Here is a 14048-nt window from a genome sequence, read left to right as displayed (position 1 = left end):
GTGCGGCGGATGCGTTGGCGCGGGACGGGGCATCAACGATGCGATCAGGGAGGGGCATTCGGCGGGACGTCCGTGCAGAGCGGGGCCGGATGATCACGCGGCGCCGAGGAATACCGATTGCACGAATTTATCGTTTTCCTATTTTTCCCAGGAATAGCTCAATCAATATTCAGACTGATTGCAGTTTCCGTCGCAATCGAACAGAACGCGCGCAAAAAGAAAGCGCCCGGACCGGCCGGGCGCTTCCAAGGGACCTGCACTGCAGGACGTTACCGTCAGCTGGACAGATGTTCGATCGCGGCGACGCTACCAAGCCGATCACCCAGGCGCTTGAGCAGGGCCAGGCGGTTGCCGCGCAGCGCCGGATCTTCCGCATTGACCATCACCGCGTCGAAGAACGCATCCACCTGCGGGCGCAGACGCGCCAGGCGCGCCAGCACACTCACGTAATCCTTCTGGTGCAGGCTGGCATTGCTGTCGTCGATGGCCGCTTCGACCGCTTCGGCCAGTTCGCTTTCCGCTGGCTCGGCCAGCAGCGCCGGATCGACCATGCCCGGAATCGCGACGTCGGCCTTGCGCAGGATGTTGCGGATGCGCTTGTTGGCCGCGGCCAGCGCGTCGGCTTCCGGCAGCGCCGCGAAGATGCCGATGGCATCGATGCGGCGGTCGACGTCGTACAGCGACGCCGGCTTCAGCTCGGCCACCGCGTTGAAGTGCGTGGCCGGTACGCCCTTGTCGGCGTAGTAGCCGCGCAGGCGGTCGATGATGAAGTCGTACAGTTCCTGCGGCAGAGCCTCGGTCTTGCGCTCCGCACTGGGCTGCACGGCGGCAGGCAGCCCGGCGAGGGCAGCGCCCAGCAGCGCGCGCAGGTCCAGCTCGAAACCCGATTCGATGATCGTACGCGCCAGGCCCAGCGCATTGCGGCGCAGGGCGAACGGGTCCTTGTTGCCGGTCGGCTTGAGCCCGGCCGCGAAACCACCGGCGAGCGTGTCCAGGCGCTCGGCGATCGCCAGCACCTTGCCCAATGCCGACAGCGCGATGTCGTCGCCACCGAAGCGCGGCTGGTACGCCTCGTCGATGGCCAGCGCGACCTCGGGCGATTCGCCACCGGTCACCGCGTAATGGCGTCCGGCAATGCCCTGGAGTTCCGGGAACTCATTGACCATGCGCGACTGCAGGTCGTTCTTGGCCAGCAGGGCGGCGCGCCTGGCCAGCACCGGGTCGGCGCCCACCTGCGGCGCGATCAGGCCGGCCAGCGCCACCACGCGCTGCACCTTGTCGGCCACCGAGCCCAGCTTCGCCTGGTAGGTCACGGTCTTCAGCCCGTCGCCCATCGATTCCAGGCCCTGCTTCAGGTCCTCGTCGAAGAAGAATTTGGCATCGGCGAAGCGCGGGCGGATCACCCGCTCGTAGCCCTTGGCCACTTCGGCCACGTTCTTCGATTCGATGTTGGCGATGCCGATGAACTTCTCGGTCAGCTTGCCGTTGCTGTCCAGCACCGGGAAGAACTTCTGGTTGATTTCCATGGTCTCGATCAGCGCTTCCTGCGGCACAGCCAGGAAGTCGCGTTCGAAACTGCACAGCACCGGCGACGGCCATTCAACCAGGTTGACCACCTGTTCCAGGTTGTCGTCGGTGATGCGCGCCTGGCCACCGGCGGCAGCGGCTTCAGCGTTGACCGATTCCACGATGCGGCTGCGGCGCGCGTCCGGATCCACCAGCACGCAGGCGGCCTGCAGCGAGCTGACGTAGTCCTCCGGCGAGGACAGCCACACGGTCTTGTCGTGCATGAAGCGATGGCCGCGGCTCATGCGGTCGCTCTTCAGGCCCAGCACTTCAGCCTCGACCACGTCCTTGCCATGCAGCAGCACGAGCCAATGCACCGGGCGCGCGAAGCCGTAGCTGTGGCTGCCCCAGCGCATCGGCTTGGGAATGGGCATGCCGGCAAGCGCTTCGGCCAGGATGTCCGGCAGCAGCGCAGCGGTGCGCGCGCCCGGGGTCACCGAGCGATGCACGAAGCGTTCGCCCTTGGCGTCACTGGTGCGCTCAAGCGCGGTCCAGTCGATCCCGGCCTTGGCCGCAAAGCCCTGCAGCGCCTTGGTCGGCTGGCCGTCGGCGTCCAGCGCGATGTTCAGGTACGGGCCCAGCACTTCACCGCGCTGTTCGGGCTGCTCCACGGCCACGGCGGGCAGCAGCACCGCCAACCGGCGCGGGGTCGACAGCGGCTTGGCATCGCCGCGTTCCACGGCCACGCCACGCTTGGCCAGGCCGTCCACCACGCCATCGAAGAAGGCCTGGGCCAGGCCCGGCAGCGCCTTCACCGGCAGTTCTTCGGTCCCCAGTTCGATCAACAGCGGCAGCATCGTGCTCATGCCTGCACCTCCTTGGCTGCCACCGCTTCGATGCGCTTGGCCTCATACAGTTTCGCCACCGCCTGGGCCAGCGCGCGCACGCGCAGGATGTAGCGCTGGCGCTCGGTCACGCTGATCGCGCGACGCGCGTCCAGCAGGTTGAATGAATGGCTGGCCTTGCACACCTGCTCGTAGGCCGGCAGCGGAAGGCCCACCTCGACCAGCTTCTGCGCTTCCTTCTCGCAGGCGTCGAAGCGATGGAACAGCTCTTCCACGTCGGCGTATTCGAAGTTGTAGGTGCTCTGCTCGACCTCGTTCTGCAGGTACACATCGCCGTAGGTCACCGGCGTGCCGTCCGGGCCGTAGGTCCAGACCAGGTCGTATACGTTGTCGCAGTTCTGCAGGTACATGCACAGGCGTTCGAGACCGTAGGTGATCTCGCCCAGCACCGGCTTGCACTCCAGGCCGCCGGCCTGCTGGAAGTAGGTGAACTGGGTCACTTCCATGCCGTTGAGCCACACCTCCCAGCCCAGGCCCCAGGCACCCAGCGTCGGCGATTCCCAGTTGTCCTCGACAAAGCGCAGGTCGTGCACCAGCGGGTCGATGCCCAGCGCCTTGAGCGAATCCAGGTACAGCTGCTGGATGTTGTCCGGGCTGGGCTTCATCGCCACCTGGTACTGGTAGTAGCGCTGCAGGCGGTTGGGATTCTCGCCGTAGCGGCCATCGGTCGGGCGGCGCGACGGCTGCACGTACGCAGCATTCCAGCTTTCCGGGCCGATCGAGCGCAGGAAGGTCGCCGGGTGGAAGGTACCGGCACCGACCTCCAGGTCCAGCGGCTGGATCAGCACGCAGCCCTGCTGCGCCCAATACTGGTTAAGGGTCTGGATCAGGCCCTGGAAAGTGATCGGAACGGTCGGGATCGCGGACATGCGGCGGATTCTTGCCTGCAAAGGGGGTGCGCTAGTATAGCGACGGACCGCGCGCCGGCATTCCAGGCAACCGCCATCACGCCGTGCAGCCGCTGCTCCGAGGATTCTGGCGCCATGGAACACCGTTCACCGGCAACGCTTGCCCCCGCTCCTGCCCAGGAGCCCCTGCCGCCGGGCCGGCTGGTGTTCGAACAGGTCGCTGCCGCCATGGTCGCCGACGGCCTGGTGGCCGCCGACGATGTCGACCGTATCCGCTTTTCCGGCCAGGGCGCGCGCAACGCCAGTGAAGTGCACCCGCTGGTGCTGCTGGCCAACCTGAAGCTGGCCGCCGCCGGCGGCGGTGAACTGGGCCTGGAGCGGCTGACCCAATGGCTGGCCGAGCGCACCGGCACCCGTTACCTGCGCATCGACCCCACCCGGGTGGACGTCTCGGCGGTGACCGCACTGGTTTCGCACGCCTACGCCCGCCGCCACCGCTTCCTGCCGCTGGCGGTGGACAGCGAGCGCCTGCTGGTGGCGACCAGCGAGCCGCTGGCCCAGGAATGGCTGCTCGACCTGCAGCACCTGGCCCGCCGCCGCATCGAACTGGCGGTGGTCAACCCGCTGGACCTGCACCGCTACACCATGGAGTTCTACGGGGTGACGCGCTCGGTGCGCGGCGCACGCAGCGATTCGCGCAGCGAGACCAACGGCACCCTGCCCAGCTTCGAACAGCTGGTGGAGCTGGGCCGCGCCGGCGATGTCAACGCCGACGACCAGCACGTGGTGCATATCGTCGACTGGCTGCTGCAGTACGCCTTCGAACAGCGTGCCTCCGACATCCACCTGGAGCCGCGCCGCGACATGGGGCGCATGCGCTTCCGCATCGACGGCGTGCTGCACAAGGTGTTCGAGGTACCCCCGGCGGTGATGACCGCCGTGGTCAGCCGGATCAAGGTGCTGGGCCGCATGGACCTGGCCGAGCGCCGGCGCCCGCAGGACGGCCGCATCAAGACCCGCTCTCCGGGCGGGCGCGAAGTGGAAATGCGCCTGTCGACCATGCCCACCGCCTTCGGCGAGAAATGCGTGATGCGCATCTTCGACCCGGACGCGGCGTTCAAGAGCATCGACCAGCTTGGCTTCAGCCCGCAGGAAGCGGCCGGCTGGACCGCCCTCGTCGAGCGTCCGCACGGCATCGTGCTGGTGACCGGCCCGACCGGCTCGGGCAAGACCACCACCCTGTATTCGACCCTGAAGCGGCTGGCCACCCCGGACGTGAACGTATGCACGGTGGAAGACCCGATCGAAATGATCGCGCCGGAATTCAACCAGATGCAGGTGCAGACCAACATCGACCTGGACTTCGCCGCCGGCGTGCGCACCCTGCTGCGCCAGGACCCGGACATCATCATGATCGGCGAGATCCGCGACCTGGAGACCGCGCAGATGGCGGTCCAGGCGGCGTTGACCGGCCACCTGGTGCTGTCCACCCTGCACACCAACGACGCGCCCTCGGCGATCACCCGCCTGCTCGACCTGGGCGTGCCGCACTACCTGCTGGCCAGCACCATCAACGGGGTGCTGGCGCAGCGTCTGGTGCGGACCCTGTGCCCGCACTGCAAGGTGCCCAAGCCGCTCAGCGCGGCGCAATGGGCGGTGCTGGCTGATACCGATGAAGCATTACCTGAGTCGCCCACGCCATATGCACCGGCCGGCTGCATCGACTGCCGGCGCACCGGTTACCTGGGCCGGGTAGGCCTGTATGAGCTGCTGCCATTGGGCCCGCGCCTGCGCGGGCTGGTCCGCGCGGACATGGACCTGGCCGCGTTCAGCCAGGCCGCGCGCGCTGAAGGGGTCCGAACCCTGCGTCGCGCGGCACTTGAAAAGGTAGCGGCAGGGCTGACTACAATCGAGGAAGTCCTGACCGTACTGCCGCCGCGAGATGAACCGCACGCCCTTCCTGATCCTTGAAACCGGCCAACCGGTCGCGTCGCTGCGCCGCTACGGCCGTTTCCCGCACTGGATCCGGGTCGCGGCCGGGCTCGACGCCGACGAAACCGTGGTGGTGGACGTCGTGCAGGGCGCTGAACTGCCCGACCACCGCGACTATGCCGGGGTGATCATCAGCGGCTCGGCCGCCTACGTGACCGACCGCGCCGACTGGAGCGAACGCAGCGCCCACTGGCTGCGCGCAGCCGCCCACGACAACCGCCCGGTGTTCGGCATCTGCTACGGCCACCAGCTGCTGGCGCACGCGCTGGGCGGCGAAGTGGCCTACAACCCGGCCGGTCGCGAATCGGGCACGATCGAACTGGCGCTGGAGCCCCCGGCGCAGGACGACCCCCTGTTCGCCGGCCTGCCCGCCCGCTTCCCCGCGCACGCCACCCACCTCCAGACCGTGCTGCGCGCCCCCGAGGGCGCCGAGATCCTCGCCCGCTCGGCACAGGACAACTGCCACGCCTTCCGCTGGGGCCCGAACGCCTGGGGCGTGCAGTTCCATCCCGAGTTCGCCACCCACCACATGCGCGGCTACGTGCGCGCCCGCGCCGAGTGCATCAGCCGCCACGGCGGCTGCGCGCGCAGCCTCGCGCGCGGCGTCAGCGCCGCCCCGCTGGCCCGCCAGCTGCTGCGCCGCTTCGTGCGCCAGGCGCGCAACGCCTGACCGCCCGGCGCCGAACCTCCTTCCCTTCAGGCGGGGGGCACGGAAAACAGGGATAATCGAATCGATCCGGGGCGCGCGCGCCCTTCCTCCCCTGTTCCGGAATGGTATGAGCGACATTCGCAAGCTGCCCGCCTCGGCGGGCGCCCAATGGCTGCTGGACGCGTTTTCCCTGTATCGCCGTGCACCGCTGCAGCTCGCCGTCCTTGGCGTGATCGGCATGCTGGTCAGTTCACTGATCCTCGTCCTCGCACAGGCCCTGCCGAGCTGGCTCGGCGTGCTCGGCCAGCTGGTGTCGGTGGCCGTCGGCCCGCTCGTGTTCGGCGGCATGCTGTGCGCGGTGAGCGAAGTCGACCAGGGCCACCGCGCCACCCCAGCGCACCTGCTGCAGCCGATCCGCGACCGCCGCGTCAGCCACCTGCTGGTCCCGCTGGCGATCCAGCTGATCGCCATCATCGCGCTCGGCACCCTGCTGTACCTGATGCTCGGCGCCGAAGGCCTGACCGCCTCGGCCGACATGTTCCACAAGATGCAGGAACTGCAGCAGTCCGGCGCCACCCCGAGCAACGAACAGACCCTGGCCTTGATGGCCGGCGTGCCGGTCATGCGCATCCTGCTCTGGCTGGCGCTGGCGTTCGGCACCTTCGTCGCGCTGAGCATGGCCATGTTCACCCAGCCGGCGCTGGTGGTGTTCGACCATCAAAGCGGCATGCACGCCCTGCGCATGAGCCTGCAGGGCTGCATCCGCAACTTCGGCGCCATGGCGGTCTTCATGCTGCTCGGCCTGATCGCCGCGATGTGCATCTACTTCCTGGTAGTGGTGGTGATGCAGTTGGCCATGCTGGTCGGCGGCGTCGGCGCAGCCGCCTTCGTCATGCAGCTGGCCATGGCCACGGTGATCATGCCGCTCTACGTAGGCGCCGTGTACGCCGCCTGGAAGCAGATGTTCGCCCACCGCACCCGCAGCGCCCCGCCGCCGGTACCGCCGACCAACGGCCCAGGCAACATCTTCGCGGCATGAGATCCCATAGAGCGACGCCCTGCGTCGCTGCTTTCCGATCCGCGCAACGCAATCCATGAAGGGGCCGGGCGGCGGGCAGTCCCCGGAGGGACTGTCAAAAACATGGATGTTTTTGACAAGCCTACAAGGACGTATTCACGGCGTGTCCCGGAGCGGGACTGCCCGCCGCCCGGCCCAAGCACGTAACTACGGAAACGCCGCCGCTCCTGGCGCCTGAATCAAGAAGCCTGCGGCTCGTCGCTCTTCGCCGGCACCAGCCAGCGCGAGGCGTGGATCCCCAGCTCATAAAGCAGGCACATCGGAATGGCCAGCATCAGCTGCGACACCACGTCCGGCGGCGTCAGCACCGCCGCCAGCACGAAGATGCCCACGATCGCGTAACCGCGGCCTTCCTTGAACTGCTGCGGCGTGATCCAGCCGAGCAGCGTCAGGATCACCATCGCCACCGGCAGCTCGAAACTGCTGCCGAACGCGAAGAAGATCGCCAGCACGAAATCCAGGTACGCATTCGCATCCGGCGTGATCGCAATCACCTCCGGGCGGAACGTGGTCAGGAAGTGGAACACCGCCGGCAGCACCAGGAAGTACGCGAACGCACAGCCGATGTAGAACAGCAGCACCGACGTCACCAGCAGCGGCACCGCAAGGCGCTTCTCGCGCGCATACAACCCCGGCGCCACGAACGCCCACAGCTGGTAAAGCAGCCACGGCACCGCCACGAACAGCGCCACGAAGAACGTCAGCTTCAGCGGCGCGAAGAACGCCCCCGCCGGATTGATCGCAATCATCGACTGCGCGTTCGGCAGCTGCGAAATCAGCGGCTGCGCCAGCCACGTATAGATCTGCCGCGAAAACGGCATCAGCCCCAGCAGCACCACGCCCAGCCCGATCAACGCCCGCATCAGGCGCGCCCGCAGCTCGATCAGGTGTTCGATCAGACCGCTTTCCGGGTTCTCGTTGCCGCTCATCGCGGATCCTCCGGCGTGGACGACGGGGGATCGCGCGGCGCCTGGCCATCAATGCCCGGCGGCGCCATCGCATCACGTGGCGCGTCCAATGCAGCCTCCGGCTCCGGCGCTGCCACATGCTGGGCCACGCTGGCCGGCGAACCCGGCGCTGGACCAGTCATCACCGGCGCATCGTCCGACGCGACAGCGTCCCCCGTCGCCTGCGCCTGCCGCCGTACGTGTTCGGCCTCGCGGCGGACCGCTTCCCCGCTCGCACGCAGCTGCGCCTCGGTATCGCGCACCGAATCCTGCGCCTCGCGGAACTGCCGCTTGATCTCGTCAGCGTGCAGCTCACGTTCCAGCTCCTGCTTCACCGAATCCCACTGGTTGCGCGCACGCCGCACCCACAGCCCGGCGAAGCGCGCTGCCTTCGGCAGCCGCTCCGGACCCAGCACGACCAGCGCGACCACCGCGATGACCAGCAGTTCACTGAACCCAATATCGAACACTGCGTGCCGCCTTGATCAGCGACGGTCGCGGTCGTGCTCGTTCTGCGACGTCGTCGACGGGTCCTGCGGACGCGACTCATCGCTCAGGTGCGCGGTCGGCTTGTCCTCGTCGCGCATCCCCTTCTTGAATTCCTTGACCGCACTGCCAAGGTCCTTGGCGCCACTGGTCAGCTTCTTGGTGCCGAACACCAGCAGAACGATGACCAGTACCACCACCCAATGCCACAAGCTCATACTGCCCATGATGTGCCGCTCGCATTACCCGGAAACAAGAAGTTGAGCATAGCGCACCGCCGGGCAGGCGGCGCGCGTGACGAAAGTCAGTTTCCGTCCAGCGATTCGGTGCGGACTTCGCCTTCACCCACCGGCTCGAAGCCCTGCTGCGGGGCCGGCTGCGCCGGAACCGCCTGCAACGGCGCCGTCGTCGCACCCGTGCCTGCCTGTTCAGCTACCACCGGTGCCGCCTGCGGCTGCGGCTGCGGCGGCAGGCCCGCGGAACGCGGCGCCGGCGCGTTGCCGGCCGTGCCCCGGTTCTGTCGCGCCGAGTACGTCGCCTCTTCCAGCCGATCGCGGAACGCCACCACGTCCATCGACGGCTGCGCCGTCGTCCGACCCTCGAACACCATGCGCGCCGTGGTGTTGCTGCCGTAAGCGTCCAGGTTGGCCTGGTCATCGATCTGCAGCACCGCACCGTCCAGCGCGACCCCCGCGAACAGCCCGCGCGCCCGCGACCAGGACCAGATCTCCGCCTTCAGCTGGCCATCGGTGGCGGCCGCCGCATTGCGCCCGACCGGGCCCGCGGCGACGCCGGCGTCCGCGCCCAGCGTGACCTTGCCGTTGACGATGTTGTCCAGGCTGCGGTCGTTGCGGAACACCAGCACCACGTCGGACGACTGCACCCCGGCCTGGAACCCGATGCTGCCGCCGGTGAGCTTGATGAACGCCGGGCTGGACCAGCTCCCGTCCGGATTCTTGATCGACATCAGACCGTGACCGCGGCGACCGCCGATGACCAGCCCCGCCTTGATCGTGTCGGGAATGACCACCACGGCCCGCGCCTCGTCCAGCAGCTTGTCCGGAATCCCCTGCTCGGGAATTTCCTGGATATCGTTCAACACGCGGACCGCATTGCGGGCGCGCTGGTCCTCGGTCGGCCCGGCCATCGCCTGGGTCGACAGCAGACTCGCGGTGATCAGCAGTGCAAGGGTCAATCGGCGCATGGGTACTCCAGAAGGGGGTCGACAAGGTATCGATTCCCCCGAAATTAGTGGGGTTCCGATGAATCCGCAATGAGTATCCGCCGCCTGATCGACGCGCTCGATGGCCGTCATCGCGTCTTTCCATCCCGACCGTCGCGCAGACCTGCGAGAATGGACCCATGATCGACGCACCCGACACCGCCGTGCTGGCGGTCAATCTAGGCACACCCGAAACGCCGACCGCTCCCGCGGTGCGTCGCTACCTTGCGGAATTCCTCAGCGATCGGCGCGTGGTCGCGATCCCGCCGCTGCTGTGGAAACCCCTGCTGTACGGGCTGATCCTGCCCCTGCGCAGTGGCCGCTCGGCGGCGAAGTACGCCCAGGTGTGGCTGGCCGACGGCTCTCCGCTGATGGTGTACACCCGCCGCCTGGCCGAGGCCATGCAGCAACTGATGCCCAACCTGCGGGTTCGCCACGCCATGCGCTACGGCGCGCCAGCCCTCACCGCCGAGCTTGACCGGCTGGCGGCCGAAGGCATGCGTCGGATCGTGGTGCTGCCGCTGTATCCGCAGTATTCGACCACCACCACCGCCTCGATCGAGGACCAGGTGCGCGACTGGCAGCCCAGACACCCCGGTGTCACTGTCACCCTGGTACGCGACTACGCGGTCGACCCGGACTGGGTGGCCGCAGTGGCCGGCAGCATCCGCCAGTGGTGGGAGGCCAACGGCCGGGGCGAGAAGCTGGTGTTTTCCTTCCACGGCATTCCCCAGCGCCTGGCCGATGCCGGCGATCCCTACCCGCAGCGCTGCGAAGCGAGCGCGCAGGCGATCGCGCAGGCGCTCGGGCTCGCGGACGACCAGTGGCAACTGACCTACCAGTCGCGCTTTGGCCGCGAAAAGTGGCTGCAGCCGTATGCCGAACCGACCCTGTGGGCGATGGCCGAGCAGGGCATCAAACGGATCGACGTGGTCTGTCCCGGCTTTGCCACCGACTGCCTGGAGACGCTGGAAGAAGTTGCGCTGGGCTTCACCGAGACCGTCGCCGCGCGCGGTGCGCAGATGCGTTACATCCCCTGCCTCAACGATGCACCGGCGCATGCGCTGGCGCTGTCGCGGCTGAGCGTCGCCACGCTGGCATGATCCTCGAACCCTTCGCACTGCAGGTGGCCGGCAGCGCCGTGGCTGGCCTGCGCTCCACGCACGACGCGGGCCAGCGGGTGTTGGCCCTGCATGGCTGGCTCGACAACGCTGCCAGCTTCGTTCCGTTGGCCGCCGCGCTGCCAGCGCTGCAGCTGGTCGCGGTCGACCTTCCCGGGCACGGCCACAGTGCGCACCTGCCGCCGGGCACGCAATACAACACTCCCGGTGCGATCTGCCATGTACTCGATGTCGCCGATGCGTTGGGCTGGGAGCGCTTCACGCTGCTGGGCCATTCCATGGGCGCCGGCATCGCCAGCCTCACCGCTGCAGCCGCGCCGGAACGCGTGGAGCGGTTGGTCGCGATCGAAGCACTGGGCGGCCTGCGCGGGCCCGAGCACGAAACCGCGCAGCGCCTGCGCGAACATGTGCGCGCCGCACGTGCATTTCCATCGAAAAAGCTGCGCGTGTTTGCCGACCTCGCTGCGCCGGTACGGGCGCGGATGATGGCGAACCAGCTCAGCGAGCCGTGCGCACGCCTGCTGGTCGAGCGCGGGGTGAAACCCGTGGAAGGCGGCTACAGCTGGTGCAGCGACCAGCGCCTGATGCTGCCCACCGCAATGCGGCTCAGTGAAGCGCAGATCGACGACCTGCTCGCCGCGATCGAATGCCCGACCCAGGTGATCTACGCCACCCCGGCGCAGAGCTATTACCCCGAGCCGCTGCGCAGCGACCGCATCCGGCTGCTGCGCGATGGCCGGCTGGACGTATTCCCCGGCACCCATCACCTGCACATGGAACACCCGCAGGTCGTGGCCGACGTGATCGCAAGGTTCCTGGCCAGGTAGGTATCGACCGTTGGTCGATACGCGCTTGACGCACCTGCGACACCGTGTCGCACTCAACATTGCAGCAACGCTTCCGATACCGATGCAGCAGGCGCGCGCAGCGCGCCTGTGTCGTCGCCCGCTCCGCCGATAGCGAAGCCGTGTGTCATCCGCCTCCGCTTTCCTGCCCCATCTTTCGCACTGCGCAACGGCATCGCAGCCACGCGCGCGCACCGCTTCGATGGGCGCTGAGCCCAACCTGTCCTGGAGTCACCATGCCCCTGCTTCCCCTGCTCGCCGCCGCCTCCGGCGGTACCCTGCTGGCGCTCGCCATCCGGCAACATCGTCGTGAGCTCGCTCACGCTGCCGACGTGCAGCGACTCACGCAACGCCTTGCAGAACTGCAGGAGCAGCGCTTCGTCGACGCAGGTGCAGCCGCGCGCGATGCCACCCTGCGCGAAGCGCTCGAGGTCTCGCGCACCGCCGTGATGATCGCCGACCCCGAGCATGTGATCCGCTACGCCAATCCCGCCGTGGTGCGCCTGCTGCGCAACCAGCAGGCCAGCCTGCGCGAAGCGTTCCCCGATTTCGACGCCGGACAGCTGCTGGGCACCAGCCTCCATCGCTTCCACGCCAACCCGGATCGCATCCGCGCGATCCTCGACGGCCTGCAGGCGACCCATCATGGGCGCGTCCGGATCGGACCAGTGCACTTCGCCCAGGTCGTCACCCCGATGTACGACAGTGTCGGCGCGCGGCTGGGGTTTGCGGTCGAGTGGCACGACCGTACCGACGAGCTGCTGCTCGAGAACGCCGTCGCCGACATCGTCACCGGCGCCACCCGCGGCGACCTTGCACGCAGGCTCCCGCAACGCGAAGGCGAGGCCGGGTTCATGCACGGGCTGACCCGTGGCATCAACCAGCTGCTTGCGCAGTTGGACGGCACCGTCGCCGATGTCCGGTGCGTGCTGGCAGCGCTCGCGGACGGCGATCTGGGCCAACGCATGCAGGGAGATTACGAGGGCGCATTCGCGGCCATGCAGCGCGACGCCACTGCGACGGCGCTGCAACTCGGCGCGATGGTGGCGGGTATCCGGCAAGGCGCGGCGTCGATCAGCACTGCAGCAGCCGAGATCGCCAGCGGCAACAACGATCTGTCCATCCGCACCGAGCGCCAGGCGGCCCATCTGGAGGAGACGGCTTCCTCGATGGAGGAGTTGACCGCTACCGTACGCCAGAACGCAGATCACGCCCGCACGGCCAGCACGCTGGCCCAGGCCGCGCAGGACGTGGCTGGGCGCGGCAGCCGCGTCGTGGGCGACGTGGTCAGCACCATGGATGGCATCCAGGGCGCCTCGCGCCGGATCGCGGAGATCACCGGGGTGATCGACGGCATCGCGTTCCAGACCAACATCCTGGCGCTGAACGCCGCCGTCGAAGCAGCGCGTGCCGGCGAGCAGGGCCGCGGCTTTGCCGTGGTCGCCAGCGAGGTACGCAGCCTGGCGCAGCGTGCCGCCGACGCGGCACGCGAGATCCGCCAGTTGATCGACGCCTCCGTCGAGCAGATTACCGACGGGGCGCGCCTGGCGCGGGACGCCGGCAGCACCATGCAGGATATCGTCGGCAGCGTGGCGGAGGTGAGCGGCATCATGGCCAACATCGCCGCCGCGTCGCAGGAGCAGGCCGCCGGCATCGACCAGATCAACCAGACCATCGTGCAGATGGACCACGCCACGCAGCAGAACGCTGCCCTGGTGGAGGAAGCCAGCGCCGCCGCGCGCGAGCTGGAGCAGCAGGCGGCGGCCCTGACCGAGGCAGTTGCAGTGTTCCGGTAGTGCGATCACCGCCGGGGTAGTGATTGCCCCGTTGAGGCATGACCGCGAACGCAGGCGAGACGTTTTCGACGTGGTTCCATGCGTCACCGTGCCGATTACCGTCATCGGCGGTCGTTTGGGAACCGACCCTACCGCGTGCCCGGCATGAGTCCGGGCGTGCCCGGTACGAATCCGGGCGTGCCCGGTACGAATCCGGGCGTGCCCGGTACGAATCCGGGCGTGCCCGGTACGGATCCGGGCGTGCCCGGTACGGATCCGGGCGTGCCCGGCACGAATCCGAGTGTGCCCGGCACGGATTCGGGCGGTAGGTGCCGACCGTTGGTCGGCACGCCTGCGCCAGGCGGGGCAAAGAAAAAACCCCGCTGCGTGAGCAGCGGGGTTTTTGGGTGTAAACCCTGGCGATGACCTACTCTCGCATGGCTTGAGCCACACTACCATCGGCGCAGCTGCGTTTCACTTCCGAGTTCGGGATGGGATCGGGTGGTTCCACAGCGCTAATTTCACCAGGGAGACTGTTGGAGCGTCGCCATCCAGAAAACGGATATAGGCGCCTGCCTCTCATGGATCTTGTGACGTAGCGTGCACTTGGATCTATCGACATGTCATGTCGGCCAAGGCAACTTGAGGTTATATGGTCAAGCCACACGGATCAT

At 67.9% G+C, this 14048-nt stretch carries 11 protein-coding genes, 1 rRNA gene and 1 pseudogene; 6 read left to right on the top strand and 7 right to left on the bottom strand.

The genetic code is table 11. The features are described from left to right. Window positions 1–275: 275 nt before the first annotated feature. Window positions 276–2372 (bottom strand): glycine--tRNA ligase subunit beta, encoded by a 2097-nt coding sequence (glyS, locus tag FSZ13_RS06300; protein ID WP_145478585.1) that lies wholly within the window; start codon window positions 2370–2372, stop codon window positions 276–278. Beyond that, a complete protein-coding gene (glyQ, locus tag FSZ13_RS06295) occupies window positions 2369–3280 on the bottom strand; it encodes a glycine--tRNA ligase subunit alpha (protein ID WP_145478584.1) in 912 nt (303 codons plus the stop codon). Before glyQ ends, glyS begins: the two co-directional genes overlap by 4 nt. Window positions 3281–3394: 114 nt before the next feature. Between glyQ and FSZ13_RS06290 the strand changes: the two genes are divergently transcribed. The 3 genes from FSZ13_RS06290 (at window position 3395) to FSZ13_RS06280 (ending at window position 6939) form a co-directional block, all read left to right on the top strand. Then, a complete protein-coding gene (locus FSZ13_RS06290; RefSeq protein WP_145478583.1) occupies window positions 3395–5230 on the top strand; it encodes a GspE/PulE family protein in 1836 nt (611 codons plus the stop codon). Next, the gene (locus FSZ13_RS06285; RefSeq protein WP_145478582.1) at window positions 5202–5921 is read left to right on the top strand and encodes a glutamine amidotransferase; all 720 of its coding nucleotides are present in this window, start codon (window positions 5202–5204) and stop codon (window positions 5919–5921) included. Before FSZ13_RS06290 ends, FSZ13_RS06285 begins: the two co-directional genes overlap by 29 nt. A gap of 106 nt (window positions 5922–6027) precedes the next feature. Beyond that, window positions 6028–6939, top strand: a complete 912-nt coding sequence (locus tag FSZ13_RS06280; protein ID WP_145478581.1) for a BPSS1780 family membrane protein — start codon at window positions 6028–6030, stop codon at window positions 6937–6939. Between the two features lie 218 nt (window positions 6940–7157). Here the strand turns inward: FSZ13_RS06280 and tatC are convergent, their stop codons facing one another. From tatC to FSZ13_RS06260, 4 genes are all read right to left on the bottom strand, one after another. Further along, the gene (gene tatC, locus FSZ13_RS06275) at window positions 7158–7907 is read right to left on the bottom strand and encodes a twin-arginine translocase subunit TatC (protein ID WP_145478580.1); all 750 of its coding nucleotides are present in this window, start codon (window positions 7905–7907) and stop codon (window positions 7158–7160) included. Next, window positions 7904–8395, bottom strand: a complete 492-nt coding sequence (gene tatB, locus FSZ13_RS06270; RefSeq protein WP_145478579.1) for a Sec-independent protein translocase protein TatB — start codon at window positions 8393–8395, stop codon at window positions 7904–7906. Before tatB ends, tatC begins: the two co-directional genes overlap by 4 nt. Window positions 8396–8410: 15 nt before the next feature. Continuing rightward, window positions 8411–8638 (bottom strand): Sec-independent protein translocase subunit TatA, encoded by a 228-nt coding sequence (gene tatA, locus FSZ13_RS06265; RefSeq protein ID WP_145478578.1) that lies wholly within the window; start codon window positions 8636–8638, stop codon window positions 8411–8413. 77 nt (window positions 8639–8715) lie between these two features. Beyond that, the gene (locus tag FSZ13_RS06260; protein WP_145478577.1) at window positions 8716–9615 is read right to left on the bottom strand and encodes a lipid-binding SYLF domain-containing protein; all 900 of its coding nucleotides are present in this window, start codon (window positions 9613–9615) and stop codon (window positions 8716–8718) included. A gap of 158 nt (window positions 9616–9773) precedes the next feature. Between FSZ13_RS06260 and hemH the strand changes: the two genes are divergently transcribed. The 3 genes and pseudogenes from hemH to FSZ13_RS06245 all read left to right on the top strand — a co-directional run. Then, window positions 9774–10736, top strand: a complete 963-nt coding sequence (hemH, locus tag FSZ13_RS06255) for a ferrochelatase (protein ID WP_145478576.1) — start codon at window positions 9774–9776, stop codon at window positions 10734–10736. Continuing rightward, window positions 10733–11581: an alpha/beta fold hydrolase gene (locus FSZ13_RS06250; protein ID WP_145478575.1), complete on the top strand. Its 849-nt coding sequence runs from the start codon at window positions 10733–10735 to the stop codon at window positions 11579–11581. Before hemH ends, FSZ13_RS06250 begins: the two co-directional genes overlap by 4 nt. A 332-nt stretch (window positions 11582–11913) precedes the next feature. Then, a pseudogene (locus FSZ13_RS06245) lies at window positions 11914–13395 on the top strand (methyl-accepting chemotaxis protein); the annotation flags it as partial. A 393-nt stretch (window positions 13396–13788) separates the two neighbouring features. Here FSZ13_RS06245 and rrf read toward each other — a convergent pair. Next, a 5S ribosomal RNA gene (gene rrf, locus FSZ13_RS06235) occupies window positions 13789–13903 on the bottom strand. Between the last annotated feature and the right edge of the window lie 145 nt (window positions 13904–14048).

It is taken from the genome of Stenotrophomonas rhizophila (genome assembly GCF_007667275.1).
In the GTDB taxonomy this organism is placed as follows: Bacteria; Pseudomonadota; Gammaproteobacteria; order Xanthomonadales; family Xanthomonadaceae; genus Stenotrophomonas; species Stenotrophomonas maltophilia_AE.
Note: the sequence above shows the minus strand (reverse complement) of the source record. Positions and strands in the feature narration are given on the sequence as shown.

Bases quoted from the DNA above. Each gene is read 5' to 3' on its own strand.
- FSZ13_RS06290 (WP_145478583.1), top strand. From the start codon at position 3,395: ATGGAACACCGTTCACCGGCAACGCTTGCCCCCGCTCCTGCCCAGGAG.
- FSZ13_RS06250 (WP_145478575.1), top strand. From the start codon at position 10,733: ATGATCCTCGAACCCTTCGCACTGCAGGTGGCCGGCAGCGCCGTGGCT.
- FSZ13_RS06260 (WP_145478577.1), bottom strand. From the start codon at position 9,615: ATGCGCCGATTGACCCTTGCACTGCTGATCACCGCGAGTCTGCTGTCG.
- tatA (WP_145478578.1), bottom strand. From the start codon at position 8,638: ATGGGCAGTATGAGCTTGTGGCATTGGGTGGTGGTACTGGTCATCGTT.
- glyS (WP_145478585.1), bottom strand. From the start codon at position 2,372: ATGAGCACGATGCTGCCGCTGTTGATCGAACTGGGGACCGAAGAACTG.
- glyQ (WP_145478584.1), bottom strand. From the start codon at position 3,280: ATGTCCGCGATCCCGACCGTTCCGATCACTTTCCAGGGCCTGATCCAG.
- FSZ13_RS06285 (WP_145478582.1), top strand. From the start codon at position 5,202: ATGAACCGCACGCCCTTCCTGATCCTTGAAACCGGCCAACCGGTCGCG.
- hemH (WP_145478576.1), top strand. From the start codon at position 9,774: ATGATCGACGCACCCGACACCGCCGTGCTGGCGGTCAATCTAGGCACA.
- FSZ13_RS06280 (WP_145478581.1), top strand. From the start codon at position 6,028: ATGAGCGACATTCGCAAGCTGCCCGCCTCGGCGGGCGCCCAATGGCTG.
- tatC (WP_145478580.1), bottom strand. From the start codon at position 7,907: ATGAGCGGCAACGAGAACCCGGAAAGCGGTCTGATCGAACACCTGATC.